29 protein-coding genes are annotated in these 26,468 nt (G+C 64.2%); 12 read left to right on the forward strand and 17 right to left on the reverse strand.

Features of this window, described 5'->3' with window-relative positions:
• Positions 1–289: 289 nt before the first annotated feature.
• The 3 genes from XB14_RS00410 to XB14_RS00420 all read right to left on the reverse strand — a co-directional run bounded on the left by XB14_RS00410 (position 290) and on the right by XB14_RS00420 (position 2,723).
• A complete protein-coding gene (locus XB14_RS00410; RefSeq protein WP_077959665.1) occupies positions 290–1,246 on the reverse strand; it encodes a rhodanese-related sulfurtransferase in 957 nt (318 codons plus the stop codon).
• Between the two features lie 98 nt (positions 1,247–1,344).
• Positions 1,345–2,253 carry a CHAD domain-containing protein gene (locus XB14_RS00415; protein ID WP_077959666.1) on the reverse strand — a complete coding sequence of 303 codons (909 nt, stop codon included), beginning with the start codon at positions 2,251–2,253 and terminating at the stop codon, positions 1,345–1,347.
• Positions 2,250–2,723, reverse strand: coding sequence for a CYTH domain-containing protein (locus XB14_RS00420; protein WP_077959667.1), 474 nt, complete (start codon positions 2,721–2,723; stop codon positions 2,250–2,252). Before XB14_RS00420 ends, XB14_RS00415 begins: the two co-directional genes overlap by 4 nt.
• 201 nt (positions 2,724–2,924) lie before the next feature.
• Between XB14_RS00420 and XB14_RS00425 the strand changes: the two genes are divergently transcribed.
• From XB14_RS00425 to XB14_RS00440, 4 genes are all read left to right on the forward strand, one after another.
• On the forward strand, positions 2,925–3,563 hold the full coding sequence (locus XB14_RS00425) for a 2-dehydro-3-deoxy-phosphogluconate aldolase (protein WP_077959668.1): 639 nt from the start codon (positions 2,925–2,927) through the stop codon (positions 3,561–3,563).
• Between the two features lie 205 nt (positions 3,564–3,768).
• Positions 3,769–4,482: a tellurite resistance TerB family protein gene (locus XB14_RS00430; protein ID WP_077959669.1), complete on the forward strand. Its 714-nt coding sequence runs from the start codon at positions 3,769–3,771 to the stop codon at positions 4,480–4,482.
• A 120-nt stretch (positions 4,483–4,602) separates the two neighbouring features.
• Positions 4,603–5,298, forward strand: a complete 696-nt coding sequence (locus tag XB14_RS00435; protein ID WP_077959670.1) for a GNAT family N-acetyltransferase — start codon at positions 4,603–4,605, stop codon at positions 5,296–5,298.
• Positions 5,299–5,339: 41 nt separating this feature from the next.
• Positions 5,340–5,546: a hypothetical protein gene (locus tag XB14_RS00440; protein ID WP_034786975.1), complete on the forward strand. Its 207-nt coding sequence runs from the start codon at positions 5,340–5,342 to the stop codon at positions 5,544–5,546.
• 15 nt (positions 5,547–5,561) lie between these two features.
• Here XB14_RS00440 and XB14_RS00445 read toward each other — a convergent pair whose 3' ends face one another.
• The 4 genes from XB14_RS00445 to XB14_RS32400 all read right to left on the reverse strand — a co-directional run bounded on the left by XB14_RS00445 (position 5,562) and on the right by XB14_RS32400 (position 8,512).
• On the reverse strand, positions 5,562–6,635 hold the full coding sequence (locus XB14_RS00445; protein ID WP_077959671.1) for a nickel/cobalt transporter: 1,074 nt from the start codon (positions 6,633–6,635) through the stop codon (positions 5,562–5,564).
• Positions 6,629–7,273 (reverse strand): DUF1007 family protein, encoded by a 645-nt coding sequence (locus XB14_RS00450; RefSeq protein WP_077959672.1) that lies wholly within the window; start codon positions 7,271–7,273, stop codon positions 6,629–6,631. The genes XB14_RS00445 and XB14_RS00450 overlap by 7 nt, the downstream gene beginning before the upstream one ends.
• A gap of 102 nt (positions 7,274–7,375) precedes the next feature.
• Positions 7,376–8,269, reverse strand: coding sequence for a LysR family transcriptional regulator (locus XB14_RS00455; RefSeq protein ID WP_077959673.1), 894 nt, complete (start codon positions 8,267–8,269; stop codon positions 7,376–7,378).
• Between the two features lie 21 nt (positions 8,270–8,290).
• The gene (locus XB14_RS32400; protein WP_143348166.1) at positions 8,291–8,512 is read right to left on the reverse strand and encodes a hypothetical protein; all 222 of its coding nucleotides are present in this window, start codon (positions 8,510–8,512) and stop codon (positions 8,291–8,293) included.
• 452 nt (positions 8,513–8,964) lie between these two features.
• Between XB14_RS32400 and odc2 the strand changes: the two genes are divergently transcribed.
• The 3 genes from odc2 (at position 8,965) to XB14_RS00470 (ending at position 11,604) form a co-directional block, all read left to right on the forward strand.
• On the forward strand, positions 8,965–10,104 hold the full coding sequence (gene odc2, locus XB14_RS00460) for an ornithine/lysine decarboxylase (RefSeq protein WP_234803922.1): 1,140 nt from the start codon (positions 8,965–8,967) through the stop codon (positions 10,102–10,104).
• Positions 10,105–10,192: 88 nt separating this feature from the next.
• Positions 10,193–10,783, forward strand: a complete 591-nt coding sequence (locus tag XB14_RS00465; protein ID WP_077959674.1) for a GNAT family N-acetyltransferase — start codon at positions 10,193–10,195, stop codon at positions 10,781–10,783.
• 194 nt (positions 10,784–10,977) lie between these two features.
• Complete coding sequence (locus XB14_RS00470) at positions 10,978–11,604, forward strand: LysE family translocator (RefSeq protein WP_077959885.1); 627 nt, start codon at positions 10,978–10,980, stop codon at positions 11,602–11,604.
• Between the two features lie 110 nt (positions 11,605–11,714).
• On the opposite strand, the gene XB14_RS00475 is transcribed toward XB14_RS00470, so the two are convergent.
• From XB14_RS00475 to XB14_RS00485, 3 genes are all read right to left on the reverse strand, one after another.
• Positions 11,715–12,122, reverse strand: coding sequence for a VOC family protein (locus tag XB14_RS00475; RefSeq protein WP_077959675.1), 408 nt, complete (start codon positions 12,120–12,122; stop codon positions 11,715–11,717).
• A 200-nt stretch (positions 12,123–12,322) separates the two neighbouring features.
• Positions 12,323–12,895 (reverse strand): hypothetical protein, encoded by a 573-nt coding sequence (locus tag XB14_RS00480; RefSeq protein ID WP_077959676.1) that lies wholly within the window; start codon positions 12,893–12,895, stop codon positions 12,323–12,325.
• Between the two features lies 1 nt (position 12,896).
• Positions 12,897–13,529, reverse strand: a complete 633-nt coding sequence (locus XB14_RS00485) for a LysE family translocator (RefSeq protein WP_077959677.1) — start codon at positions 13,527–13,529, stop codon at positions 12,897–12,899.
• Between the two features lie 268 nt (positions 13,530–13,797).
• Between XB14_RS00485 and XB14_RS00490 the strand changes: the two genes are divergently transcribed.
• From XB14_RS00490 to XB14_RS00500, 3 genes are all read left to right on the forward strand, one after another.
• Positions 13,798–14,244, forward strand: coding sequence for a glyoxalase superfamily protein (locus XB14_RS00490; RefSeq protein ID WP_077959678.1), 447 nt, complete (start codon positions 13,798–13,800; stop codon positions 14,242–14,244).
• A 309-nt stretch (positions 14,245–14,553) separates the two neighbouring features.
• Positions 14,554–15,681 (forward strand): multicopper oxidase domain-containing protein, encoded by a 1,128-nt coding sequence (locus tag XB14_RS00495; RefSeq protein WP_077959679.1) that lies wholly within the window; start codon positions 14,554–14,556, stop codon positions 15,679–15,681.
• On the forward strand, positions 15,678–16,865 hold the full coding sequence (locus XB14_RS00500; protein ID WP_077959680.1) for a ZIP family metal transporter: 1,188 nt from the start codon (positions 15,678–15,680) through the stop codon (positions 16,863–16,865). Before XB14_RS00495 ends, XB14_RS00500 begins: the two co-directional genes overlap by 4 nt.
• 15 nt (positions 16,866–16,880) lie before the next feature.
• Here XB14_RS00500 and XB14_RS00505 read toward each other — a convergent pair whose 3' ends face one another.
• The 4 genes from XB14_RS00505 to XB14_RS00520 form a co-directional block, all read right to left on the reverse strand.
• Positions 16,881–18,017 (reverse strand): MFS transporter, encoded by a 1,137-nt coding sequence (locus XB14_RS00505; RefSeq protein WP_419178553.1) that lies wholly within the window; start codon positions 18,015–18,017, stop codon positions 16,881–16,883.
• Positions 18,018–18,268: 251 nt separating this feature from the next.
• On the reverse strand, positions 18,269–19,096 hold the full coding sequence (gene cysE, locus XB14_RS00510; RefSeq protein ID WP_077959682.1) for a serine O-acetyltransferase: 828 nt from the start codon (positions 19,094–19,096) through the stop codon (positions 18,269–18,271).
• Between the two features lie 10 nt (positions 19,097–19,106).
• A complete protein-coding gene (locus XB14_RS00515; RefSeq protein WP_077959683.1) occupies positions 19,107–20,096 on the reverse strand; it encodes a WD40 repeat domain-containing protein in 990 nt (329 codons plus the stop codon).
• Complete coding sequence (locus tag XB14_RS00520) at positions 20,096–21,214, reverse strand: CobW family GTP-binding protein (protein ID WP_077959684.1); 1,119 nt, start codon at positions 21,212–21,214, stop codon at positions 20,096–20,098. The genes XB14_RS00515 and XB14_RS00520 overlap by 1 nt, the downstream gene beginning before the upstream one ends.
• Positions 21,215–21,401: 187 nt before the next feature.
• On the opposite strand from XB14_RS00520, the gene XB14_RS00525 reads away from it, so the two are divergent.
• Complete coding sequence (locus XB14_RS00525; protein ID WP_077959685.1) at positions 21,402–22,496, forward strand: glycosyltransferase family 4 protein; 1,095 nt, start codon at positions 21,402–21,404, stop codon at positions 22,494–22,496.
• Between the two features lie 15 nt (positions 22,497–22,511).
• On the opposite strand, the gene XB14_RS00530 is transcribed toward XB14_RS00525, so the two are convergent.
• The 3 genes from XB14_RS00530 to XB14_RS00540 all read right to left on the reverse strand — a co-directional run bounded on the left by XB14_RS00530 (position 22,512) and on the right by XB14_RS00540 (position 25,722).
• Positions 22,512–23,390: a glycosyltransferase family 2 protein gene (locus tag XB14_RS00530; protein WP_077959686.1), complete on the reverse strand. Its 879-nt coding sequence runs from the start codon at positions 23,388–23,390 to the stop codon at positions 22,512–22,514.
• Between the two features lie 63 nt (positions 23,391–23,453).
• The gene (locus XB14_RS00535; RefSeq protein WP_077959687.1) at positions 23,454–24,857 is read right to left on the reverse strand and encodes a hypothetical protein; all 1,404 of its coding nucleotides are present in this window, start codon (positions 24,855–24,857) and stop codon (positions 23,454–23,456) included.
• A 73-nt stretch (positions 24,858–24,930) separates the two neighbouring features.
• Positions 24,931–25,722 carry a creatininase family protein gene (locus XB14_RS00540; RefSeq protein ID WP_077959688.1) on the reverse strand — a complete coding sequence of 264 codons (792 nt, stop codon included), beginning with the start codon at positions 25,720–25,722 and terminating at the stop codon, positions 24,931–24,933.
• 113 nt (positions 25,723–25,835) lie between these two features.
• Here XB14_RS00540 and XB14_RS00545 point away from each other — a divergent pair, with 113 nt between their 5' ends.
• Positions 25,836–26,333, forward strand: coding sequence for a MarR family winged helix-turn-helix transcriptional regulator (locus tag XB14_RS00545; RefSeq protein ID WP_077959689.1), 498 nt, complete (start codon positions 25,836–25,838; stop codon positions 26,331–26,333).
• The last annotated feature ends 135 nt before the right edge of the window (positions 26,334–26,468 follow it).

A 26,468-nucleotide genomic window follows, 5' to 3' on the forward strand; every position in this document is an offset into this window, starting at 1 on the left:
CAGCAGCAGGATCGCCCCTCTCCTCGGGTTTAACCCGAGGACTAGCCCTCCCCCCGCAGGCGGGGCGAGGGGACGTGCCCAAAGCGGCCGTCACGCGCCGGAGCCCTCGTTTTCCGGCGGGCCGGAAAGAGGTGCTACAAGCTGGAGCTAGATCTTTGGAAGGGGCGGTGCGGCGTCCCCCTTCGCCCCGCTTGCGGGGAGAAGGTGCCGGCAGGCGGATGAGGGGCTCCTCACCGCGCGGATGAGGGGGCCTCACCGCACTGATACGGGGCGAACCCGCCGAAACTGTTCAGCTTCCGAGGTGGCGCTCGCCGCGCTTCCTGGCAAGATCGATCTGCTTCTGGCGCTGGCGGTAGCGCTCCCGGTCCTCGTCGGTGCGGATCTCGTGGCAATGGATGCAGGAGACGCCGTCCTCGTGGTGCGGTGAAGCCAGGTCCGCAGTGGTCAGCGGCTGGCGGCAGGCGTGGCAGAGCGTGTGTTCGCCTTCTTCAAGGCCGTGGGTCACGGAGACACGGTCGTCGAACACGAAGCAGGCGCCCTCCCACAGGCTTTCTTCCTGCGGTACTTCTTCCAGATACTTCAGAATGCCGCCCTTCAAGTGGTAGACCTCGTCGAAGCCCTGCTCCTTCATGAAGGCGGTGGCCTTCTCGCAGCGGATGCCGCCGGTGCAGTACATGGCAATCTTCGGCTTGTTGTGCAGGCCGGTGTGGTTGCGCACCCAGTCCGGAAACTCGCGGAAAGTTTTGGTGTTCGGATCGACCGCGCCCTTGAAGATGCCGATCGCGGTTTCGTAATCGTTGCGCGTGTCGATGACGATCGTATCGGGATCGGAGATCAGCGCGTTCCAGTCCTTCGGATCGACATAGGTGCCGACGATCTTGTTGGGGTCGATGTTCTCGACGCCCATGGTGACGATTTCCTTTTTCAGCCTGACCTTCATGCGCAGGAACGGCATGGACGATGCCCGGCTTTCCTTGTGCTCAAGCGCCTTCAGTTCCGGTTGTGCCCGCAGGAAGGCGAGTACCGCGGCGATGCCGGTATCGGTGCCGGCGATCGTGCCGTTGATGCCTTCATGGGCCAGCAGCAGCGTGCCCTTGACGCCGTTTTCGTCGCAGACGGCCTGCAGCGGCGCGCGGAAATCGGCAAAGCGCGGAAAGCTTGCGAAATGATAGAGCGCAGCCACCAGAAATTGCCCATGGGTTTCACCATGGGTCTCAGGGCGCGGTGTCGTGGAAATGTCGGTCATGGCCCGTGCAAATACAGCTTTCGCGACCCAAGCGCAATCGCGGGGGCATGCAAGGGCGACTCTGTCGCGCGTGACGCCTTACGGGGCAGCACATTCAGTCAGTGCACAGCGTCAAGCCAGAGCAGCCGGATCGTCCTGCTCTCGTCGTCCGGTTCCTCCTGGAAGACTTCCGCGGCGAGATCGAGAGCGTGCTTGCGCAAGCTTCCCTGTCGGTCGATGACGACGGCGATGAGGTGCGCCTGATCCTGGCTGTTGCCGGCAAGGCCCGGATCCTCGTTGATCAACTGGGTCATGACCGCGAGATCGTTGAGATGGCCGAGCGTATCGACCAGCGCCTTGGCCTCGACGCGCTTGGCCTGCAGGGCCGAAGGCCAGACCGCGCGCATAAGGCCGAGATGCATGCGATAGTCCTGCGCCCTCTTGCGCAGCTCATGGAACGCGGGCGCTTCCGCTGTCTCGCCGCAGGCTTGCCTGGCGCGCCTGGCCCGCTTCAGCGTACGCCGCCACCCCTTCGTCAGCCGATTTGCGGTCTTGCGGCGTCGGTCGTCGAATGTCACCTGGCCAAGGGCCTGCAGTGCCTGTTCGCAGCGCACGATGGTGGCTGCCACGCGGTCCTCGATATCGGTCACGCTTGCGGTGATGCGGTCCCGGCGTGTCGTCAGTCGCTCGCAGACATGGGTGAGCGCCCGTTCTTCCTCTTCGCTGCACGCCGCCGCCTTGAGGTAATGGGCGTTTTCGACCAGCGCTGCCGCGTCCCGAACGGTTGAGAGGTTGAGCGCCATGTCGCGGATGCGCGCATTTTCATGCTTCTGAAAAAGCGGTGCGTCCGCTGCGACGAGACGGTAGAGCGCGCGCAGGCGCTTGAAATTCTTTCGGGCGTCGTGGATCGCCTCGTGCACGCCGTCAGGCCGATCCTCGAGCGTCGTGACCGCTTGTGTGAGCTGTTCGGCGGCGATCGCGCGGAAGTCTTCGGAAAAGGGCCGTCCGGGTTGGAAGGCATAGGTCATGGTTGCGGTTCCATCAGTCCTTCGATGGCGAGAGACTGGTTGGAGTAGCGGCGGTCACCGGTGATTTCGCGGCCGATCCAATGGGGCAGCGCCGGCAGGTCCGTTTCGCGTTTCAACTCCACTTCGGCAACGATCAGCCCCTTCAGCGCGCCTTCGTAGACGTCGACTTCCCAGGTGAACCCTTTGTGTGGCACCCGGTAGCGCCTTTTCTCGATGACGATGCCGACCGCTTGCGTCAGCATCTCGTGTGCATCGTCCATCGGCAGGTCGTATTCGTATTCGTTTCTGACCAGCGCCGATTTGCCGATCTTGATGGTGAGACGCGCCCACTTGTTGCCGTGGATGCGCACGCGCAGCGAGCGGTCGTCCATGGTCACGACATAAGCCTGCCTGAGGTCTATGCCCTTGTCCGCTTGCTCCCGCCAGCCGTCGGAAGCGACCAGGAACTTGCGCTCAATCTCCTTCGCCATGGATATCCTGCCATTTCGAGAGGTTCGACCGCGATCAACCTATAGCTTTCCCGGGAAGGCTCAAGCCATCTCTTTGTTGTCGATGCCATTTTATACTTATCTTATATTCAGCGCGACTGTCTTGCAGCCATCGGCCTCGACAAGCGGCGCTTGCCGGGGTATGCGGGGGCATATTCAATCGTTTTAAAAAGGACGATCGGCATGAGCGCGAAATCCGACAGGCTTCTTTCAACCCTCAAACTGGCGCCGGTCGTTCCGGTGCTGGTGATCGACGACGTGGCGACCGCCGTTCCCCTGGCGCGCGCGCTCGTTGCCGGCGGGTTGAAGGCGATCGAGATCACCTTGCGCACGCCGGCAGCACTCGAAGCGATCCGCGCCGTTGCCAACGAAGTGGAAGGCGCCGTTGCCGGCGCCGGCACGATCCTCAACGCCGCCCAGTTCGAAGCCGCGGTCGAAGCCGGCTCGAAGTTCATCGTCAGCCCCGGCACGACGCAGGAACTGATTGATGTCGCCAATGATCACGAGGTGCCGCTGTTGCCGGGTGCTGCGACGGCAAGCGAAGTCATGGGCCTGCGCGAAGAAGGCTATGACGTCATGAAATTCTTCCCGGCCGAGCAGGCAGGCGGCGCCGCCTACCTCAAGTCGCTGTCCTCGCCGCTTGCCGGCACGCTGTTCTGCCCGACGGGCGGCATCTCGCTTTCCAACGCACGCGACTATCTGACGCTGCCGAACGTCGTCTGCGTCGGCGGCTCCTGGGTCGCGCCGAAGGATCTGGTCGCCAAGGGCGACTGGGCCGGCATCACCAAGCTTGCGGCAGAAGCCTTCGTGCTCAAGGGCTGAGCGCGAAGCAACGCCTTACCGTTTTCGAAAGGCCGGGTGACAGCCCGGCCTTTTTCTTTGGCGGCATGGTGTCTCTCGCCTCTGGCGCGAATTTGTATTTTCCCTGCAACGTTCCTATGTCTCAATCCATTCGGCGAAGGGCGCGCGGGCGGCGCACCCTTGCGTTTGTCTTCAACCGCCCGGAACCGACAAGGAGCGAAACCCGATGTTCGACGCGAGGAAATTGCTGGATCAGTTTCTGGGATCGCAGGTGCCCGGTGCCGGCGGCACGGTGCGCGATCGCGCGACCCAGGCGACGCAGCTTGCCAAGGACAATCCGCTGGCGAGCGGCGCCATCGCCGCGGTTCTGCTCGGCACCAAGTCGGGTCGCCAACTGGCCGGCAACGCCGCCGTGCTCGGCGGCCTCGCGGCGATCGCGGGTCTTGGCTACCAGGCCTACAAGAACTATCAGGCCGGCAACACGCCGGGCGGTGCAACGGTTGCCAAGGGCGAACCGGAGCTGCTGCCGCCGCCGGCCGATTCCGGCTTCGCCTCTGCTCCCGAAGCCGTCAGTCATGATTTTGCGCTGACGCTGGTGCGCGCCATGATCGCCGCTTCGCGTGCCGACGGCCACATCGACGAGGCCGAGCGCCAGCACATCATGGACAAGCTGTCGGTCTCGGGCCTCTCGGCCGATGCCGCGGCCTTCCTCGAAGGCGAGCTTGCCAACCCGGTCGATATCGACGCGATCGTCGGCGCGGCCAAGACCGAGGAGGAACGGGTGGAAATCTACACCGCCTCGCGCCTGACGATCGAGCCGGAAACCCGTGCGGAGCGGGGCTATCTCGACCTGCTCGCCGGTCGCCTCGGCCTTCCCGACGCGCTGGTCGACCACATCGAGGCGACGGTATCGGCTGCCAAAATGCCGGCCAGGGCCTAGCATTTTGGGGCTGCGCCTCATCAGTGCATCACCAAATCGAACAGGGTCCATAACCAGTTTGAATTTGTCTCGGCCGCCACTCTGGCCTATTCCAGATGGCAACGACTGGAGGAGCGGCCGATGCGGGATCTGAAGAACTGGAAAGGGTGCCCGGCGCCGAAGGGCGTCGCGCTCGAAGGGCGTTTCGTCAAGCTCGAGGCCTATGAGCGCGACCGGCATCTGCAGGACCTCTGGGATGGTCTCGGCGGCATGGCGATCAATCCGCTGCTCAAGTATTTCACGCAGCCGGATTTTAGGGATATCGAGGGCTTCGATGCCTGGCTGACGGCGGCGCAGGAAAAGTCGGGCTGGGTCACGGAGGTCTTTCGCGACAAGGCGACCGGCATCGTCGTCGGCATGGCCAATTACATGCGCGCCGATCCCGCCAATGGCGTCGTGGAAGTCGGCTCCGTCGCCCATGGCGCCGCCATGGCCCGCTCGCCGCTCTCGACCGAAGTCCATTACCTCATGGCAAAACACGTCTTCGAGGATCTCGGCTATCGCCGCTACGAGTGGAAATGCCACAGCGAGAACATGGCGAGCCGCAAGACCGCCGCGCGTCTTGGGTTTACCTTCGAAGGCATCTTCCGCCAGCACATGATCTCCAAGGGCGGCAACCGGGACACGGCCTGGTTCTCGATGATCGACAGCGAATGGCCGCTGCTCAATGCCGCATTCGAAACCTGGCTTTCAGCTGATAATTTCGATGAGGACGGTCGCCAGAAGCGGCGGCTTGACGATATACGTTCGGACTTGGAGCGGCAGGCGTCGAAATAGGCGCCTGGTGCCACGCCGCAGCAGACAACAGCAGGGAAGTCATGCAGAACAAGGAAAAGTCACCGGCGATCGCCGCTGCGATCATTCTCGTCGTCGCCGGTCTCGGCTTCTTCGTGCTGCCGTCGATCATGCTCAAGCTCGGCGACATCTCGCCCTGGCTTGCTGCCGCCTTCGGCGTGATCTTCGTGCTCGGCTTCTTTCTCTTGTTCTGGCTCCGGGCGCGTTATCAGCGCAAGCGCGGGCTCTGAACCACCGCGCCGGCGTCAGCTCTGCAGAGCGGCGCCGAGCAGGACCAATCCCAGCAGGAGAACGAGCAATGCGCCTGATATCTCGATGCCGTTCGAGATGCGGGCGGCCGACGTCGTGCTCGACGCATAGCGGAGCGCAACGCCCTTGGCCGTCACCGCCATGGTCGCAAGGATCGAGACGGTGATCGCCGTGCCGATCGACATGGCAAAGACCGACAGAACACCGCCGAGATAAAGGCCGTTCAGAAGCGCGAAGGACAGCACGATCAGGGCGCCGGAGCAGGGGCGCAGACCGACCGCGATAACCGCTGACCAGGCCTCGCGAAGCGCGAAACGATCGCCTTTGAGCATGGACGGGTCAGGCGCGTGCGCGTGTCCGCAGCTGGCGCAAACTTCGCCAGCGCCGTGGTGATGGGCGTGGCTGCCGTGGTCATGGTGATGGTGCGCATGCGCATGGTGCCCGTGCTCATCGTGACTTTGATCATGATGGTCGTGAGCGTGGAGCGCAGGCGCACCGCCAGCCGGGGAGAGGGCAACGGCCGGTCGCAGCATCGAGCGCAGCTTGCGCAAGAGCAGCCAGCCGCCGAATGCGGCGATCAGCGCGTAGCTGGCGATCTCCAGCCAGCGCGTCGCATCGGTCATGCTGATCGAGGTGCCGCGCAAAAGCAGGTAGACGGCGCCGATCAGGAGAATCGCGACCACGCCCTGCAGGATCGAGGACAGAAACGACAGCAGCACGCCGCGCTTCAGCTCGGTCTCGTTGGCGATCATGTAGGACGAGATCACCGCCTTGCCGTGGCCCGGGCCGGCCGCGTGCAGCACGCCGTAGGTGAAGGAAAGCCCGACCAGCGACCACAACTGCCAGGGGTTTTCGCGCATGCCTTTGAGTGCGCCCGTCATCAGCCGGTAGAAGCCCTGCTGCTCCATGTTCACCCAGGCGAAGAAGCCGCCGAGAAAACCGGTCGTCTTGAATGCGGGCTCCGCAGTGCCGATGCCGAGCGGCGATTGGGCGGCTGCGACGGTGGCGGAGAGCGCCGTGACGATGAGCGCTGCCGTCACCAGACGTCCAATCCTGCGGGCGTTCAGCATGTGATCTCGATCCTGGTTGCAAAGAGCTTCGACATGTCGGTGCCCGTTGGGTCGCTCCAGAAGGCATCGGTCAAGGTGTCCTTGTTCTCGGCGAGGACTTCGTCGGGATCAGGGCGGACGACCTTGTGCTCACAGGCATTGATCTTGTCGCCGACGACGGTCAGGTCGCCGTCGGTGGCAAAGTCCATCGCCGTGTACATGGTCGGATCGTAGACGCCGAAGGAGAGCTTGCCCTTGAGCGGCATCGGCTCGGCCGGCTTGACCGCGAACATCATCAAGAGCTGACCGTCCTTGTAGTCGACGGTGATGTGATCCGGCTTGTTGACCTTGATGGCTTTGCCGTTGTCGAGGATCGTCGTGTAGTAATTGTACTCGGACAGCGACTCCATCACCGTCTGGCCGACTTCCGCCAGTTCGTCCGGATCGAGCGTCGCATTCGAGTTCTTGTCGAAATCGAGCACGACGCTCGACGAAAACAGTTCGTCGAAGCGCCAGACGTTCCGGAGTTCGCTGATCTCGTCCTTGTCGTTGGAGACCACCTCGAGGCGTGCCTCGGCAAAGATATGCGGATGGGCAAAGGCCAGCGTCGGCGCAAGCAAGGTGGCAAGGCCGGCCATGACGAGGCGTTTGGTTCTCATGTGGCGGCAATCCTTTCGGCTGGAGCGATCGCTCCGCGATTCGTTTCCGGGAATGTACCGGAAATGGGACGGAATTGGGACTTTGCGGCGCTAGCTCCCCGTTCACCGGGGCTTGCGGAACCAGGCGTGCAGGAAATCGACGAGGGTCCTGACCTTGGCCGGCAGGTAGCGGCGGTGCGGATAGATCGCATAGATGCCGCGGTCGCGCGGCAGGAAATCGTCGAACAGCGTCACGAGTTCGCCGGTCGCGATTTTCGGGCGGGCGATGAAATCCGGAATGATCGAGACGCCGATGCCGGAGACTGCGGCGCGCAGTGCCGCAAGCGGGCTGTTGACCTCGATCGGGCCGCTGACCGGCACGGTGAAGGCCGAACCATCAGGCTCGACGAAGCGCCAGTTGGAATAGGAGCGGCCGTTGGTATCGAGAATGCAGGGCACCTTGGAAAGGTCTGTCGGGTGGGCGATCGGGCCGGTCTTTTCGAGAAACTCGGGCGCGGCGCAGATCAGCACCTGGAAATCGTCGAGCTTGCGGGCGATCAGGGTGGAATCTTCCAGCCGGGTAATGCGGATGGCGACGTCGAAGCCTTCCTCGACGAGATCGACGAAGCGGTCGTCGGAGATGATTTCCAGCGAAAGCTCGGGATGCTGCTTGCCGAAATCGACCAGCGACTGGCCGATTTCCGCATCGACGAAGGTGCGCGGCGCGGTGATGCGCAGCCGTCCCTTGAGGTCGGAATTGTTGGCGCGCACCAGGTCCGCCAGGTTGTCGATCTCCTTCAGGATTTCCGACGCGGTGCGGTAATAGGTGTGGCCCGCTTCGGTCAGCGAGAATTGCCGTGTCGTGCGGTTGAGGAGCAGCGCGCCGAGCTCGTCCTCCAGTTCGCGCACATATTTCGAAAGCAACGCCTTCGACTTGCCGACGCGCCTTGCGGCGGCCGAGAACCCCTCGGCGTCCACGACATCGATAAAGGCGCGGATGCGGGTGAGTGTGTCCATGGCGATCTTTCTTTCGTGCTCTCAATCGTGCTTCGCCGATTCGCCGGCGATGGCCTGTTTCCGCCTCGATGATGCCGGCGGCGGATTGCCCGTCGCTTGCGCCATCGCGCCGGTTTCTGCCGCTCGCGCTGGATTTCCGAAATAATAGCGTTCTTTCAACGCCTTATCACGGTGATCGATGCGGCCTTTTTCGTTCAGGATTTGTGAACGCCGACAGTTTTGCCCGGCTGGAAAAAAATTCAACTGCCGACGCGAAAAAACTCTTGATTACGACAGGCTTTTTTCTTACCTACGCCCTTGCCCAAAGTCGCACGTGCCTGTGGGTGTCCGCCGACCCTCGATTAGGTGAGGGTATCGGTAAGGTACCTGGAACTAACCCCTCCAGTCGCTATTCCGGCCAACCGGGAAATGCGAGGACATCTTGAAGCAACGACGGTGCGGGCCTTTCTGGTGTCTGCCGGCTTTCCAACAGCCGGGGTTACTGAAGAGGCACACCTTCATTGCCGGAAGTGCGGTTGGGTTATCCCCTCCAATCCATGGCAGACAAAGCCGAATTGAAGCCTAGGCGGGCTTTGATTCACCGTTCGCGCATCGAGCGCATGCATGGTTCCGGGGTCTCCACCGGCTGGTTCCAGCGCATGTGCGCGTATGCCCTTTGTCCTCCGCGAAAGCGGAGCATCTTGGATCAGGGGAATATGGCCATGACCACGGCTCGCATCATCGACTTCATCAACACCCGACGACCCGACGGCCCGTGCCTCGTTGTCGACCTCGACGTCGTGCGCGACAATTTCAAGGCCTTCCGTCACGCGCTGCCGGACAGCTCGATCTACTATGCCGTCAAGGCCAACCCGGCGCCAGAAATCCTGCGCCTTCTCGCCGGTCTCGGCTCCTCCTTCGATTGCGCGTCCGTCGCTGAAATCGAAATGGCGCTCGATGCCGGTGCGACCCCGAGCCGCATTTCCTATGGCAACACCATCAAGAAGGAGCGCGACATTGCCCGCGCTCATGCGCTTGGGATAAACCTGTTTGCGGTCGACAGCCACGAGGAAGTCGAGAAGATCGCCCGTGCCGCCCCTGGCGCGCGCGTGTTCTGCCGCGTGCTGACCGATGGCGAAGGTGCCGAATGGCCGCTGTCGCGCAAGTTCGGCTGCGTCCCGCAGATGGCCGTCGATGTGCTCGTCTACGCCCATCAGCATGGTCTCGTCTCCTACGGCGTCTCGTTCCATGTCGGTTCGCAGATGACGAAGCTCGACGCCTGGGATGCCGCACTTTCGGATGCCAAGCGCGTCTTCGTTCAGCTTGCCAAGCGCGGCATCGAGCTGAAGATGGTCAACATGGGCGGTGGCTTCCCGACGAAGTACCTGAAGGACGTGCCGACGGCGGAAGCCTACGGTCAGGCGATCTTCGGTGCACTGAAGAAGCACTTCGGCAACAACATCCCGGAGACCATCATCGAGCCCGGTCGCGGCATGGTCGGCAATGCCGGCGTGATCAAGGCGGAAGTCGTGCTCGTGTCGAAGAAGTCGGACAACGACGCCCATCGCTGGGTGTTCCTCGACATCGGCAAGTTCGGCGGTCTCGCCGAGACCATGGACGAGGCGATCCGCTACCCGATCCGCACGGCGCGTGATGCCGACGAGATGGAGCCTTGCGTGCTCGCCGGCCCGACCTGCGATTCGGCCGACGTGCTCTATGAGAAGAACATGTATCCGCTGCCGATCACGCTTTCGATCGGCGACGAGGTTCTGATCGAAGGCACCGGCGCCTACACGACGACCTATTCGGCCGTCGCCTTCAACGGCTTCGAGCCGCTGAAGGCCTATGTGATCTGATCCGGCTTGCTCCCGCCTTCGGGCGGGAGCGCCATTTCACAATTATCGTTCGGTCCGCCTGAAGCGGTTTTGATGACGGGAGGCCCCGATGGCCGCTGTTGTTGACGCCCTGCGCGCATTCTTTGCGCCCACCACATTTGTAATCGATGCCGAAAATCCGGGTGACGTCGTCGCCCGCGAGAACCTGCTCGACCGGGCCATGGGGCCTGAGCGTCGCCGCAAGTCCTCGGAAAAGCTGCGCAGCGGCCGGCTGCCGGCCGAGGGCCTTGCCTTCGTCGCCCGCGATGCCGACGGCCACGTGATTGGCACCGTCCGCCTCTGGAACGTCGAGGCCGGCGTCAGCCGCGAAGGCCATGCCGTGCCGGCGCTGTTGCTCGGTCCGCTTGCGGTCGACCCTGGCCACGAAGGCAAGGGCATCGGCGGCATGCTGATGCGGGCGGCGATCGAGGCGGCCAAGAACCGCGGTCATGGTGCGATCCTGCTCGTCGGCGACGCTGCCTATTACGAGCGCTTCGGCTTCTTTACGAGCCGCACGCAGCACCTTGTCATGCCAGGTCCGTTCGAGCGTGACCGGTTCCTGGCGCTCGAGCTCCAGGACAACTGGCTCGAAGGGGCGGCAGGCCTGATCGTTGCCAGTGGTCGCAAGCTCGCGATGCCGCCGGTTCGCCGGGCCGCCTGACGCTTTCCGCCTCCAACCCTGCGGGGGGCGGATTTTTCCCTACCCCCTCTCCGGGCTGAACCGGCCGGCGAGGGGGCAGAAGCGCCCATCGGAGTGGCATCTCCTTCCGGATCGCCAGCCTCGCTTGACAACATCGCCGCGCTGCCCTGTGCTTGCGGACAAGGCCTCGTTGCAGGCGGATGGAAATCTCGCGCATGGATCCGTTCATTTTCGGGGCCGCGACCCTGCTGCCCTTTCTGCTGACATCCTTCCTCATCGAACTGACGCCGGGGCCGAACATGGCCTACCTCGCCATGGTCGCGGCCTCGGAGGGGCGCCGGCCCGGCATGGCGACCGTTGCCGGCGTGGCGCTCGGCCTGGCATTGGTGGGGCTTGCCGCCTCCTTCGGGGTTGCCGAGTTCGTCGGCCAGTCGGACGTGCTCTATGGGGCGCTTCGCTGGGCGGGCGTCGGCTTCCTGCTCTATCTCGCCTTCGAGGCCTGGAATGGCGATGGAGAGGAGGCGGGGCCGAGCGACAAGCCCGCATCCTTCTATTTCCGGCGCGGCCTGATCACCAACCTGCTCAATCCGAAGGCGGCCCTGTTCTTCGTCACCGTGCTTCCGACCTTCGTCGACGATGCCCGGCCGCTGTTGCCCCAGAACCTGACGCTCGCGGCGATCTATGTGGGCGTCGCGACCGCGGTCCATGCCGCGATCGTGCTTCTGGCAGGCGCATTGGAACCGGTGCTCAACTCACCGTCACGCGAACGGCTGGTGCGGCGCGTGCTTGCATTGCTGCTGGCAGCCGTGGCGATCTGGTTCGGCTGGTCGACGCGCCGCTAAAGCGCGTCACGATCTTTCAGATTCGCTCCGAGCGCTTTAAGTTATTGATTTGTCGCATGTCGTTATCGCAAGACCGCTGCGCACTTTTGCGCGACATGCTCTAGGGCGGGTCAGGATGTGCTGCCGGACTTGCGGGCGTCGTAGCAGACGAAGGCAAGTTTGTTGCCGTCGGGGTCGCGCACATAGGCAGCGTAGAAGCCTTCGCCGTATTGCGGGCGGAAGTCCGGCTTGCCTTCTTCGCTGCCGCCGCGTTCCATGGCGATATCGAACAGGCGGTCGATGATGCCGGCGCTTTCCACCAGGAATGCGGTCATGGCGCCGTTGCCGACCGAGGCGGGTTTCCCATCGAAGGGGTGGCACGCAAAGAAGCGCGGCGCCTTGCCGTCGTCCTTTCGGCCCCAGGACGAAACCTGCTGGTCGCAATAGCAGCGCTCCTGGCCGATCAGTTCCATCAGCGGATCGTAGAAGCGCTCCGCGCGCCTCAGGTCCGTCGTTCCGACCATGGTGTAGCCGATCATGCTGGTCTCCTCGCTTTGCCCGGTTCGAAGGCAGGTGGTCTCACACCTGCTCCAGCCATGCAAGGGCGGCAATCGGATCAGAAGGATCCGCCGATCCGCGCGACGATGGTGTTGGCGCTGTAGTCCTGCGTCGGGTCGGCTTCCCGTTGCAGCGAATGCGCAAACTCGGTGTTCTCGGCGCCATCCGCTTTTTATGTGGGCTAGTCGTTGTCGAGATAGGCGCGCCCGCGCGCCGACAGCCGGTAGCCGACGTCAAGGCTTTCGGTCAGGCCGAGTTCCTTCAATTTGCGGATGCGCGCCTTGAGCTTCAGTTTCTCCATCCCGATGGCGGCGCTCAATTCGGCCGCCGTCGTCCCGTCCCGGGCGGCGATCAGCTGCAGCACCGGGCTTGTCCAGGGAATGCCCGCACTCTGGTCGAAACGCGCGAGCTTGCGGTCGATTTCTGCCCGTCCTTCGCTGTCGACGTCGGCCGTTTCCCGTAGCGCAATGCGTGGATCGTCGCCGGTCCGGTGGAAGGCGATGCGATAGCAGCGGCCCTCGGCGCGAACGGCAAGCTCTTTCAAAAGAGCGCCGAGGTCAGCAAAGCCGGCCCTGCGGGCTTCGCCATCGGTGATCGCGCCCTCCGCAATCTCGTCTACCGCATCGATGGCGAGAACCCCGATTGCGGTGCGCAAGTTGCCGCCGGCCTTCACCGTCGGCTTGGTCCAGCGGCGGAAGGCCAGGGTCACGTCGCCGCTGGCGATGCCGGCGAGCACGTTCTGGCGAAACAGCATCTCAGGCGGTGGCGCGGCGATAGAGGGCGAGCGAGCCTGCGAGCGCCAGCAACGCGCCGCCGCAGAGCCGGTCGAGCCAGATGGCGCCGGAGCGCTTGAGGAAGGCTGCGGCTTTCGCGCCGAGCAGCGCGTAGCCGAACATCACGATGAAATCGACGGCGGCGAAGACGAGCGCGAGCATGGCGTATTGCGACGCCTGCGGTGCTGCAGGATCGATGAACTGCGGCAGGAAGGCGGTGAAGAACAGATAGCCCTTGGGATTGGTGACAGCGACCAGGAAGCTTTTGAGGAAAATCGCGGCAGAGGAAACGGGAGCGGCACTGCCGGCTTCGTTCGCCACCTGGATCGTCCCTTTCGATCGTAGCAGCATGATGCCGAGGAAGGCGAGGTAGCCCGCGCCCACCCATTTGACGACCGTGAACCAGAATTCGGAGGCCGCCAGCAGCGCGCCAAGGCCAAGCGCGACCGCGCCGATCAGCACGAAATCGGAGAGCACGGCGCCGATCATGCCGGCGGTTGCACGCCGCACGCCGTAGCGTGAGCCGTTGGTGAGCGCGAGCAGGACCGTCGGGCCCGGTGTCGCGATGCCGATGAAGGCAACCAGCGCGAATGCGAGTATCGTCATGTCGGTCATGATGTCCTCCCTCATGGTCTCCGGTAGTCGTCCCACAGCTTTTGCGCGTGCGCAATCGTCTTTCGCGCGGGTGCCAGTTCCGCGGCAGGTTTGACAGTCGGGGCGGCATCGCCTATGGAGGCGTCAGGGTGAAGGTCCCTGCCGTCCGCGAGCGTCATGCTTTGGTGAAGTCCTTCTTTAAGACACGGTCAGCCGAAACGGCATGCGAACCGGTGGCAATGCGGGCTCCCATCTCCAACGAATGCATGCCGCTTGAGGAGACCTTCTCATGACGCGCGGATCAACCACGCTTCCTTCACTTGACGCCCTGAAAGACCAGGCCAAGCGCCTGCGCTCCCGCCTTGCATCCGAAGGCGAAACCATCGGCCATTCCCGCTCGCTAGAACTGATCGCCGCGCAATACGGCTATCGCGACTGGAACACGCTGCATGCGGCCGTCGGCAACCGCCCGGCCTTCGATCCCTGGATGCTCGGGTCGCGGGTGAGAGGCCATTATCTCGGCCAGCCCTTCGAGGGCGAGATCCTGGGCGTCCATGCGATCGCGACCCAGCCGGGACGCTATCGCCTGACGATGAAGTTCGACGAGCCGGTCGATGTCGTCACCTTCGAAAGCTTTTCGGCCTTTCGCCAGAGGGTCGTTGCGACCGTCGACGAAACGGGACGAACGGTCGAGAAGACCTCGAACGGGCGGTCGCAACTCGAACTCGAATGGTGAGGCCGGCGCCCGCTCGCCCTAACCGCACGGCTCCCTTTTCCGGTCCGTGTGCCAGGTTCCGCTCAACGTCCCCGAGGCCAGCGCCTTCCGGGGACGGTTTCGTTTCAGGGCCGATGACAGGGCGGCGCGTTGGCAGGGCGGTCCTGCCGGCCCCTGCGGAAAATCGCGCGCCCTGCAAGTTAGTTGCGAATGAGTTGCATTTGCATTATTGATGTTGTTGCAAATGATTTGCAGAAGCATGTAGCCATTGCGGACCTGGGTCAGGCGCAGGCCGGCGCTCGTGACATCCGATGCAGGAGAGGGGGGAATATGGACAAGCCGACGAGACCGGAACTGCTGCGAAGGCGCAGTCTGCTGATGGGCGGGCTTGCTGCGGCAGGCGGGACGGCAATCTGCACCAGCGCCGCATTGGGGCAGCAGCCGGCGAGCCATGCCGGCCATGCCGCTCAGGCGGAAACGGCCGGGCAGGCTCCGATGCTGGCCATGGGGCATGGCGCGATGATGACGGTCGGCGATGTCGACAGCGCCGCCAACGGCTTCGACCCGACGGAGCTGCTGACCGATTGGGACACGGGCACGGTGTCGACGCTGCCGGACGGGCGGACGCTGCGCACCTTCGAGATGACGGCGGAGGATCGCGAGATCGAGATCGCGCCCGGTATCAAGTTTCCCGCCTGGACCTATAACGGCCGCGTGCCGGGACCGACATTGCGGGCCAAGGAGGGCGAGCGGCTGCGGATCGTCTTTCGCAACTACGCTTCGCATCCGCATTCGATCCATTTCCACGGCATTCACGCGGCGCGCATGGACGGTGTGCCGGGCGCCGGCATGGTCGATCCCGGTGACGAGTTCACTTACGAGTTCGATGCCAAGCCTTTCGGCTGCCACCTCTATCATTGCCACGCCATGCCGTTGCGCCGGCACATCCACAAGGGCATGTACGGCGCCTTCGTCATCGATCCGGACCCGGAGCGCCGGCCGGAGCATGCCGACGTCGCCCGCTCCCGGCTGCTCGGCACGCCGGAGAATGCCGGCTGGCAGGAACTGGTGATGGTGATGAACGCCTTCGACACCAATTTCGATGCCGAGAACGAGTTCTATGCCGTCAACACCGTCGCGCACGCCTTCATGAAGCGGCCGATCCGGATCGTGAAGGGCAAGCCGGTGCGCATCTATCTCATCAACGTCATCGAGTTCGACCCGATCAACTCGTTCCACCTGCACGCCAATTTCTTCGACTATTTCGATCAGGGCACGACGCTGACGCCGACCTTGAAAACCGTCGATCTCATCACCCAGTGCCAGGCGCAGCGCGGCATTCTGGAGTTCACCTTCGCCGAGCACGAAGCCGGGCTCTACATGTTCCATCCGCACCAGACCGAGTTCACCGAACTCGGCTGGGTCGGCATGTTCGATGTGGTGGAGGCGCTCGCATGAACGAGACCCTGCCGAGAGCCGCCATCCGCGCGGCAAAGACCAACCTGGTGTGGCTGGCGTTGCCTCTCATCGTCTTCGGCATCGCCGTTGCCTGGCTCGTGTCGACCGATCCGTTGTCGGGCTTCCGCAATGGTGCGCCCCCCGTCGAAAACCTGACTTTCGAAAGGACCGTGCTCGACGACAGCGGCCTCAGTCTGCTTGTTCGAGCCGGCGGATCGGAACCGATGACGGTGGCGCAGGTCCAGGTGGACGACGCCTATTGGCAATTCACCCAGGACCCGCCGGGACCGATCGCGCGGGGGAGGGCCGCGTGGCTGAAGCTGCCATTCCCATGGATGGTTGGTGAGGCGCATGCCGTGAACGTGGTGACCAACTCCGGCGCCACCTTTGCGCACGACATTGCCGTCGCCGTGCCGACACCGCAGGCGACGTCAGGCCAGTTGCGGCTGCAGGCCGTGGTCGGGATCATCGTCGGGATCGTGCCGGTGGCGGTCGGCCTGATGTTCTACCCGGTGCTGCGCGGCGTCGGTCGCGAAGGCATGGCCTTCCTGCTGTCATTGACGATCGGCCTGCTCGGCTTCCTGCTGGTCGATGCCAGCGGCGAGGCGCTCGAACTTGCCGGCGAGGCGGCGGCGATCTTCCAGGGGCCCGTCATGGTGGTGCTGGCGGGCTTCGGTAGTTTCCTGCTTCTGATGGCGATCGGGCGGCGAAGCGGTGCGCCGACCGGACTGGCGCTCTCCACCTACATCGCGCTCGGCATCGGCCTGCACAATCTCGGCGAGGGACTGGCGATCGGCGCCGCCTTTGCCGCCGGCTCGGCCGGGCTCGGCACGTTCCTGGTGCTCGGCTTTGCGCTTCATAACGTCACCGAAGGCATCGGTATCGCCGCGCCGATCCTGAAGAAGAGGCCATCTGCCTGGGTATTCGTCGGGCTCACATTGCTTGCCGGCGGACCGGCCGTCATCGGCATGTGGCTCGGCAGCCTCGCGACCTCGGCACAGTGGTCGGCTCTGGCGCTCGCGGTCGGGGCCGGTGCGATCCTGCAGGTGATCGTCGAGGTCGGTGCCTATCTGATGCGCCAGAGCGATCGGCGGGCCGACGTCTTCCTGACGCCGCCTGTTTTGGCCGGGCTCGCGGCAGGTGCTGCCTTCATGTACCTGACCGCCGCGCTCGTGAAGATCTGAGCCATTCCGCCTCGCCTACGCGTGCGGAACGCTCCGATAGCTCCGCGGCAGAAGCGGAAGAGCAAGCAGCGCGGCAGTGCTGACAATCGCGCCCATGACGAAGGTCGCGGCCGCACCATATCCGTCCCAGAGCAGCCCGGCCGCGAGATTGGCGACGACCACGGCTGCTCCGGTCGTGAGGTTGAACAGGCCGAAGGCGCTGCCACGCAGATTGGCGGGCGCCGTATCGGCAACGAGCGTGGCGAGAATGCCCTGGGAAAAGCCCATATGCAGGCCCCAGAGCACGATCGCCACCAGGAAGAGGCCGATGCTGTCGGTCGTCGCCAGCAGGAGATCGGCCGCGACGAGGAAGACGAGGCTCACGGCCAGCAGGCCGCGCCGGCCGACGCGGTCCGAGAGGATGCCGACCGGATAGGCGGCGAGACCATAGACCAGATGCATGACGACCATGGTGATCGGGATCCAGGCGATGGAGAATCCGACGTCACCGGCGCGCAAGAGCAGGAACGCCTCGCTGAAACGGGCAAGGGTCAACACGGACGCGACAGCAACGACGAGCCAGATGGCCGGCGTCAGCAAGGCGATATCCTTGAGGCTGGGGCCGGTCTTGCGTTTTCCTTCCTCCGCGGCCTTCGGCTCGCGCACGGCGGCCGCGAGCAGGAAGACGGCGAGGAAGGCGGGTATGACCGCGATCCAGAAGACGGTGGTGAAGCTTCCGCCGGTTAAGAGCATCAGGCCGATCGCGACCAACGGGCCGACGAAGCCGCCGACGGTGTCGAGCGACTTGCGTAAGCCGAAACTCGCGCCGCGGATCTCCGGCGGCGTGACGTCGGCGATCAGCGCGTCACGCGGGGCGCCGCGAATGCCCTTGCCGACCCGGTCGAGGAACTTTGCGCCTGCGACCATCGTCAGTGAGTCCGCAAGCGGAATGAGCGGCTTCGATAGCGCCGCCAGGCCATAGCCGAAGGTCGCCAGGTGCTTGCGGTTGCGGGTGAGGTCGGAAAAGGCGCCGGAAAAGAACTTCGTCACCGTGGCGACGGCAACGGACAGGCCCTCGATCAATCCGACCATGGCGGCAGACGCGCCGAGACCGCTGACGAGGTAGAGCGGCAGCAGCGTCTGGACCATCTCCGAGGAGATATCCATGAGCATGCTGACGAACCCGAGCAACCAAACGGTGCCTGGGATCGATGGAGCCGAACGGGAGCGTTGGGAGGCAAGCGTCATCGGTGATCCTGATCGAAGCGGCAGAGATTTCGGGAAGTCAGGAACTCCAGTTATCTCGTGTTGCTCGAAACGGAAAGGGGCACCCGGCTGGCACAGCGCATTTGGGGCGGTGCCTTCCCCGGACCACCGGTCGCCATGCCATAGCCCGCGACGCCGGCAAGCGGCTTCGCCTCGGATCAGACGATCGTCTGGTCCATCTCGGCCGCCGGTACCTCGTCGACCCGGTGAATGCGAACGACCGTTGCCGGAACGCCCGCGACCGTGGTGCGGGGCGGCACGGATTTCAGGACGACGCTGCCGGCGGCGACCTTGCTAAAAGCGCCGACCTCGATATTGCCGAGGATCTTGGCGCCGGCGCCGATCATCACGCCGCGGCGGATTTTCGGATGCCGGTCGCCGGTTTCCTTGCCGGTACCGCCAAGCGTGACGTTCTGCAGGATCGAGACCTGGTCCTCGATGACGGAGGTCTCGCCGATGACGATGCCGGATCCGTGGTCGAGCATGACTGCCTTGCCGATGCAGGCGGCCGGATGAATGTCGGGCCCGAAGACCAGAGAGGCGAGGTTGGACAGCCAGCTGGCGACTTCCCTGCGGCCCTCGGACCAGAGCTGGTGTGCCGCCCGATAGGTCTGCAGTGCCTGGAAACCCTTGAGATTCAAGAGGACGTGCAAAAGCCCCGGGCAGGCCGGGTCGCGCTCTTTCACCGCCTGGAGATCGGCTTCGGTTGCGAGCAGAAGCTGCGGGTTGGCGCTGAAAACGTCCGCCAGCAGGGACGCAAGCGCCCGCTCGTCGACGCGCGCGACAGCGAGCGGAGCGGCAAGAACGCCTGCCAGCAGCTCGGCATCAGACCGGGCATCGGTGATCAGCGCCAGAGCCGGCGCCATGACCGGCTCCCGCGCCGCCAGCGCGCGGGCTTCCGCGCGCACCAGCTTCCAGGCATCGCCATCGGCGAGCGGAGCGGCGAGCGCGCCTTCGTAGTGCTGGGTCTCAATCAATGCGGTCATGCGCCACCCGTTATCCGGCGATATCGACGACGCCGCAGTCGCCCTCGGCCGAGCCGAAGGCGAGTTGCCGGCCGTCCTTGTTCCAGGCCATGGCGGTGATGGCGCCCTTGCCCGGACGGCGCAGCAGCACTTCCTTGCTGTCGGCAAAGCGTGCGCCGAGGATCATGCCATCCTGATAGCCGATGGCGACGATGTCTTCGGCCGGATGGCAGCAGACGGAGGTCACCATGATGTCGGCGCGGGTGCCGAGTTCCAGCGGCGCCTTGCCCATCGGGCCGTCCTTGCCCTGGAAGGGCCAGACGATAGCAGCCGAAGCGCCTGAGGAGGCGAGCCACTTGCCCTTGGCCGACCAGGAGAGCGACTTCACCTTGGCCGGATAGCCGGTCATGCGCATGTGGCGCGCTTCGGCGCCGGGCTTGGCGTCGAGCTTCCAGCCGTGCAGCGCGTTTTCCTGCATCGTGGTGACGAGGAAGCGGCCGTCGGGCGAGAAAGTGACACCGGTATGGGCACCCTTCCAGTCGAGATCGATCGGCTGGCCCGATGTGCCGACCCAGTGCAGCGACACGCCGTTGTAGCGCGCCGCGCCGACGCGCAGACCCTTCGGCGCGAAGGCGAGGCCCTCGACCGTGCGCTCCTCGGTAAATTCCTTCGTCGTTCCGTCGGCGAGCCGCACATGGGTGGTCTTGCCATAGGCATAGGCGACCGCCCCTTGCGGACCCGCGGCAACCTGGGCGATCCACTTGCGCGGCGCCTCGGCGACGAGTGACGTCGTGCCGTCGGCGGCGGTGCGCATGACCTTGCCGTCTTCGCCGCCGGTCAAAAGCGTGTCGTTCGCTTCATCGACGACGAGCGACAAAAGGCCCTCGTGGACCTCCGTCGTCTTGTGGCCGAGGTCGAGGCGGTGAATGGCGCCGGTGGCTTCGGCGAAGAAGGGGACGCCTTTGAGAAAGGCCACGCCGACGACGTGACCTTCGAGATCGAGGGGAGCGACAGTCGGCATCAGTTCGGCTGCGCCTCGCAGGCCTTGAAGGTGCGCTCGAGCTTTTCACGGTCGAGATCACGGCCGATGAAGACGAGCCGGCTTTCGCGCTTCTCGCCTTCCTTCCAGGCGCGCTGGTGATCGCCCTCGATGATCATGTGTACGCCCTGGACGACGTAACGCTCGGCGTCGCCGGCAAAGGCGATGATGCCCTTCAGGCGCAGGATGTTCGGGCCGTCCGTCTGGGTGATCTTCTGGATCCACGGGAAGAAGCGGTCCGGGTTCATCTCGCCGCCGCGCAGCGAGATCGACTGCACCGTCACGTCATGGATCGGCGAGGGGGCGTCGTGGTGATGGTGATGATGGTCGTGATCGTGGTCATGATCATGATCATGATGGTGGTGGTCGTGATCATGGTGGTGATGGTGATGATCGTGGCCGCAATCCGGACCGCAGGTGTGATCGTGTTCGTGATCGTCCTGGTCGAGGAAGTGCGGGTCGTTTTCCAGCGCCCGTTCGAGGTTGAAGGCGCCCTGGTCGAGGACCTTGGCGAGATCGATATCCGACCGCTGCGTCCGGTAGATGCGGGCCGACGGGTTGATGACGCGCACGGTCGCTTCGATGCGCTCCAGTTCCTCAGGGGTGACGAGGTCGGTCTTGTTGAGCAGCACGACATCGGCAAAGGCGATCTGGTCTTCCGCCTCGCGGCTGTCCTTGAGGCGCAGCGGCAGGTGCTTGGCGTCGACCAGCGCAACGACGGCGTCGAGCTCGGTCTTGGCGCGCACGTCGTCATCCATGAAGAAGGTCTGGGCGACCGGCACCGGATCGGCAAGGCCGGTGGTTTCGACGATGATCGCGTCGAAGCGGCCGGGACGGCGCATCAGGCCCTCGACCACGCGGATCAGGTCGCCGCGCACGGTGCAGCAGACGCAGCCGTTGTTCATCTCGTAGATTTCCTCGTCGGATTCCACGATCAGGTCGTTGTCGATGCCGATCTCGCCGAACTCGTTGACGATGACCGCGTATTTGCGGCCGTGGTTCTCGCTGAGGATGCGGTTCAAAAGCGTCGTCTTGCCGGCACCGAGATAGCCAGTGAGCACGGTGACGGGGATCGGCTTCTGCGGGGATGTTTCGGTCATGGGAACCTCTGGATTTCCGGATGCGGCGGGCAGGCATCCAAGTTGGGTTTCATATAGGAGATGCGGCGGCGATGCGCAAATGGCGCAGATGATTTTGCCGGGCCGAACGAACCCTGCCGCGCCCCCCCGATAACCCTCCTTTCATCAAGATCGGCGAGAGTGCGGGGCGTATCTAAGGGGTTCCCGCGTGAAGACGATATCCATCAACGGCCGGTTCCTGACCCAGCCGCTCACCGGCGTGCAGCGCTTCGCCCGCGAGATGACCCGGGCGCTTGACCAGCGCATCGCCTCGGGTGCTGTGCCGCACGCGCTGAAGGACGTGCGCTGGCGGCTCTTGGCGCCGGGTAAGGCTGTTGATGATCTCGGCCTCAAGGCGATTTCGGTGGAACGTTTCGGCTCAGGCCCCGGTCACCTCTGGGAGCAAGGTCCGCTCTACTGGCGGTCGCGCCGCGATACGCTCATCGGCTTCGGCGGCAGCGGTCCGGTGCTGCATGGCGACCAGGTGGTGGTGATCCACGATGTCACGCTGTTTCGCCATCCGGCCTCGTTCGGCCGCGGCTACCGGTTGTTCCACGGAACGCTGGGCCATCTTCTGACAAGGCGGGCGAAGATCGGCACGGTCTCGAATTTCTCGCGCCGGGAGCTCGCCGAGGTTTTCCGTGTGCCCGCGGCAGGTATCGACGTGATCTACAATGCGACCGATCACTTCGCGGGAGTTCAGCCGGACGATGGCATCATCCAGCGGCTCGGGCTCGCCGATACGCCGTTTTTCCTTTTGGTCGGCACGCTGAAGCCCAACAAGAATGTCGAGTTCGCCGTCCGTGCCTTCGAAGCCTTTGGCGCCGGTAACCACAAGCTGGTCGTGGTGGGCGGCACCGACCCGAATGTGTTTCGCGCCATCGCGCCGACATCGAAGGAAAACCTGATCTTTCCGGGGCGCCTGACGGACGAGGAGATTGCCGGCATGCAGCGGCGCGCCGTCGCCTTCGTTTTTCCAAGCCTTTACGAAGGCTTCGGCATTCCGCCGCTGGAGGCGATGACACAAGGCTGCCCGGTGCTTGCCGCCGACATTCCGCCGGTGCGCGAGGCCTGTGGCGATGCGGTCCGCTATTTCGATCCCGCAAAGACGGACACGCTGGTCGAGGCGATGCGGACGATTTCGGCCGACGGAGATCTTCGTCGCGCGCTGACGCGTGCCGGCTACGACAATGCCCAGCGTTTTTCCTGGGATGGGAGTGCGGTGATGCTGCTCAACATGCTGGCCGCCGGCCGGTCGTCATGACGACGGCAAGAACGATCAGAGCTCGAGCATGCGTTGCGGATCCATGCGGCCGCGCAGGAGATCGAGAAAGGCGATGACGTTGCCCTTGAGGCGGCCGCGCCGATCGACGAGGCCTTGCGGCTTGAGGCTACCGGCGAGGTTGGCGGCGATGTTGCCGCCCATCAGGCGCAGTGCCCATCTCAGGCTGACGGTGCCCTTGCGGAAGAGATAGAGCGGATTGGCAACCTGCGAGTAGCCGAAGCGAAGTCCGGAGGTCCGGCCGCGCTTGTTGCCGAGGTGCACGCCGCGCAAGGCATCGGACTTTACGATCCGCCCCCGTTCGGCAAGGCGGCGGCAGAAATCGACATCCTCCTGCCAGCCGTAGAGCGGCAGACGCTCGTCGAAGCGGGTTCCGTCGGCCGCGATGGCGGAGAAACGGAAGACCATGTTGCAGCCATAGGCGTTGTAGACCGGTACCGGCGGGCTGCCCGCGGTCGCCACGCCGTCGCGTCGGAGGATTTCCAGGCCGTCCTCGACCGAAATGCCCGGGCCGTGAATGCCGTCGGCAAGGACGAGCCCCGTTGCAACAACGATATCGGGCGCTGCCTCGAAGAGTTTCTCAGCTTCCGCGAGAAAATCGCCGCGCGGCAGGAAATCGTCGTCGAAGAAGATGAGGAGATCGGCGGCGCCGGCGGACGTGAGGATGGCGTTTCGCTGTTTCGTCAGCCCTCGTTCGCCCGCAACGATCGTGACCGGGACCGGCAAGGTCTCAGCGAATGCCGCGTCGATGTCCTCGGCCGTGCTCGGGCAGACAAAGATCGCATCGGGCCGGCGCGCCTGCCGCGTCAGGTGCAGCAAGGTCTCGCTGAGGACCTCGCGGCGTCCCGCGGTCGCTATGCCGACGACGATGTTCATGATGCGCTCCCCGCTCGTTTCGGCGGCGATCTAACCGGAAATTCGTGCAGTTTCTGTTAGCGCCTAGGCGGCGCCAGGTCGCGGTGCCCGCATCATCAGCCGCAGCTGGTTGAGGGAAAGCAGGCAGAGCAGACCGCCGACGACGATACCGGAGCCGATCGTGCCGTAGCTGGTTTCGCCGGAGAGGAAGAAGGCGAGTATCGCCGCGCCAAGTCCAGCGGCGGCGAAGAGTACGGGCGGCCAGGAAAAATCGAAATCGAGCGATGACATCAGCCGCAGGCCGACCAAGGAGGCGAGGATCGCTCCGATGGTGCTGCCCCAGGCGAGCGCCGCACCGTCCGGCCCGGCCATGAGCAGGGCCGTCAGCGCGCCGAGGTTCAGGAGCGCACAGTCGATGACCGCGAGGAGCAGGATCAGCGCCAGACGCTGCCTCAGATGCAGCGGTGTCGGCAGCATGATCTGCGTCAGCGTGCGAACAAGCGAAAGCACGATGATGGCGGGCGCGGTGGCGAGAAAAGCTTGCTGCAGGTCGGGGCTGACGACGAGCCAGGCGGCGGGCAGGAGCACGGCGAAAATGCCGGCTGCCATCATCAACGCAAAGCTCGTCAGCAGCGCGTAGTAGTGTCCGAGCTGACGGGCAAGGCCTGTGCGATCCTCGGTCCGGTCGTGCGCGGCGACGATTTCCGGATACTGGATCGCCTGCAGGGCGGAAACGATCAGCACGAAGGGGCGCTGCAGCAAGTCGAGCGCAAGCAGCGCGCCGGCAGCGCCCGCCGTGCCGAGCGCCGTGGTAAAGATGGCCTTTAGCGCGAGTGGCGCAAACATGGCGGCCGTCGCCGCGCCTGCCGAAACGCTGCCATAGACGAGGTGCTTGCGGACCCGGGCGCTGTCGAGCGCTGTGGCAGTACGGTTCTCGGCGCGGCGCGAAAGAATGAAGGCAAGAAGGCCGTAGGCCGCATAGCCGCCGAGAAGGCCGGTGACCGTCGAAAGGAAGCTGGGGGAGACCAGCGCGCCCGCAAGCGTGCCGGCGGCAAGAATGGTGGCACGCGAGCCCTGCAAGACGGAGAAGGCGCGAAAATCCTGGCGGAAGCGCAGCATGGTCAAGTGCAGGTCGCTGCCGCCTTGCGCGATCGAGACGAGACCGCCGACAAGGGCGACGACAGGCGGCACGCCGAAGAGCAAGGACAGGCCCGCCGCGATCAGGCACAGGACGGCGCAGGCAAGCGCTTCGACCAGGATGGTGCGCCGTTCTGCCGCCTCTGTTTCAGCGTCCGGGCCGGGGTAAAAGCGCGTGCAGGCGAAGCGCACCCATTCGAAGGCGGCGATGGCGGCGAACTGACAGATGGAGATGAACAGCGAGTAGCTGGCATAATCCGCCGGCGCCAGCCAATGGGCGACAACGATCAGCAGGCCAAAGGCGATGACGGCCTGATAGAAATAGGCGCCGAGCGCAATGATCTTCGCCATGGTTTTTTGCCCTACGCCGTGCGCATTTGGGCATCTGATAGCGCAAAAGCGCAAAGAAAGTGTTTGCCGGGTCTCAGGCCAGCCCGTCGGGATCGAAATCCCTGACGTCTTCGAGAAGTTCGATAAATCCGCGGACCGCGTGGGCGACCAGGATCTCGCCGCGCGCCGCCGTGGCTGCGGCGGCATTCCCGGCGACACCGTCGCTGTTGAGGTCGCGCATCTTCCAGCCGAAGGCGTGAGGACCATAGGCGCGCAGATGCCTGAAGCGTTCCGCAAATTGTTGCTGGCGAGAGGAAAAGCGCGCGGCCTTGGCCATATCGACCTTGCCGGGATGAAGTGCCAGCATCACCGATGTCTCGATATCGCCGCCGTGAATGTCGAGCGCCTTGTCCTCGGGCGAAATCCAGCCGTCCGGCTGGCCGAAGCGGGTCCAGCTCGTTGCAACCGCCAGCATATTGAAGCGCACCCGCGCCTCGGTGGCGACGATGGTCATCAGCGGCGCGTTGCCGCCATGGGCGTTCAGCATCACAAACTTGCGGATGCCCTGCTCATGAAGACTGGCGGCGATACCGAGCCAGCGCTCGACTGCTTCTCCATAGGCAAGCGAGCGGCTGCCGGTAACGTCCATATGCTCGATCGAGTAGCCGATCGGCTGGGTCGGAAGGAAAGTCACCGGCAGGTTGGCGGGCAGGGCGGCGATCGTGCGGGAGACGATGCCTTCGGCAATCAGCGTGTCGGTTTCGAACGGCAGATGAGGCCCGTGCTGCTCATGTGCGCCGAGCGGCAGCACCGCGATCCAGTCGCGACGGGCGCTCGCGGGAAGGTCGGCCGGATTGTCCTGCCATCGCACCTTAGGCATCGACATTTCTCTTCGATCCTCCGCGTCAATTGTCGTAAAATTGTTATTTGAGTCATACAGTTCGTAATCGCAAGCTGTATTGTTATAAGTGTTCGAGACGGGATTCGGCAGGAGGTCCAATGGGCAAGAAGAACAAGGCCGAAAAGAAGGGCAAGAACGGCAAGAAAAAGGACGAGCTCCTGATCGAGCCCCACGATCTTGCCGCCGTCCTTGTCCAGGCTGCGCGGTCCATGCGCACCGTGCTCTCCCGCAATCTGCTCGAAAGCGGCCTCTATGCCGGACAGGACGGCGTGATGCTGGCGCTTGCCGAAACCGATGGCCTGACGGCCGGCGGGCTCGCCGCCAAGCTCGGCGTCAAGGCGCCGACTATGACCCGCACCATCGGCCGCATGGAAGCCCAGGGTTTTCTCGAGCGGCGTCCGGACGACGATGATGCCCGGCTCACCAAGGTCTATCTCACCGAGCCCGGCCGCAACCGGCTGCAGACGATCGCCGAGGCCGGTCAGCATTCGGAAAAGCTCGCGACCCGCGGGCTGACCGACAAACAGGTCCGCACGCTGATGAAACTGCTGCGCGCCGTCGACAGCAATCTGCAGGCTGCGCGCGCGGCCGACTGAGCCGGCGTTGCGGCATATTGCAGCGGCGATTTAAACAGTTTAAATAGGGATTTAAATTTATGGCACGCGTGCGCTGGCAAAGGCGCGCGAAGGATGCCGAACGGTTTTCCGCACCACTCCTGGCTGGGGTTCGTG

Source organism: Ensifer adhaerens (assembly GCF_002007205.1).
Taxonomy (GTDB): domain Bacteria; phylum Pseudomonadota; class Alphaproteobacteria; order Rhizobiales; family Rhizobiaceae; genus Ensifer; species Ensifer adhaerens_D.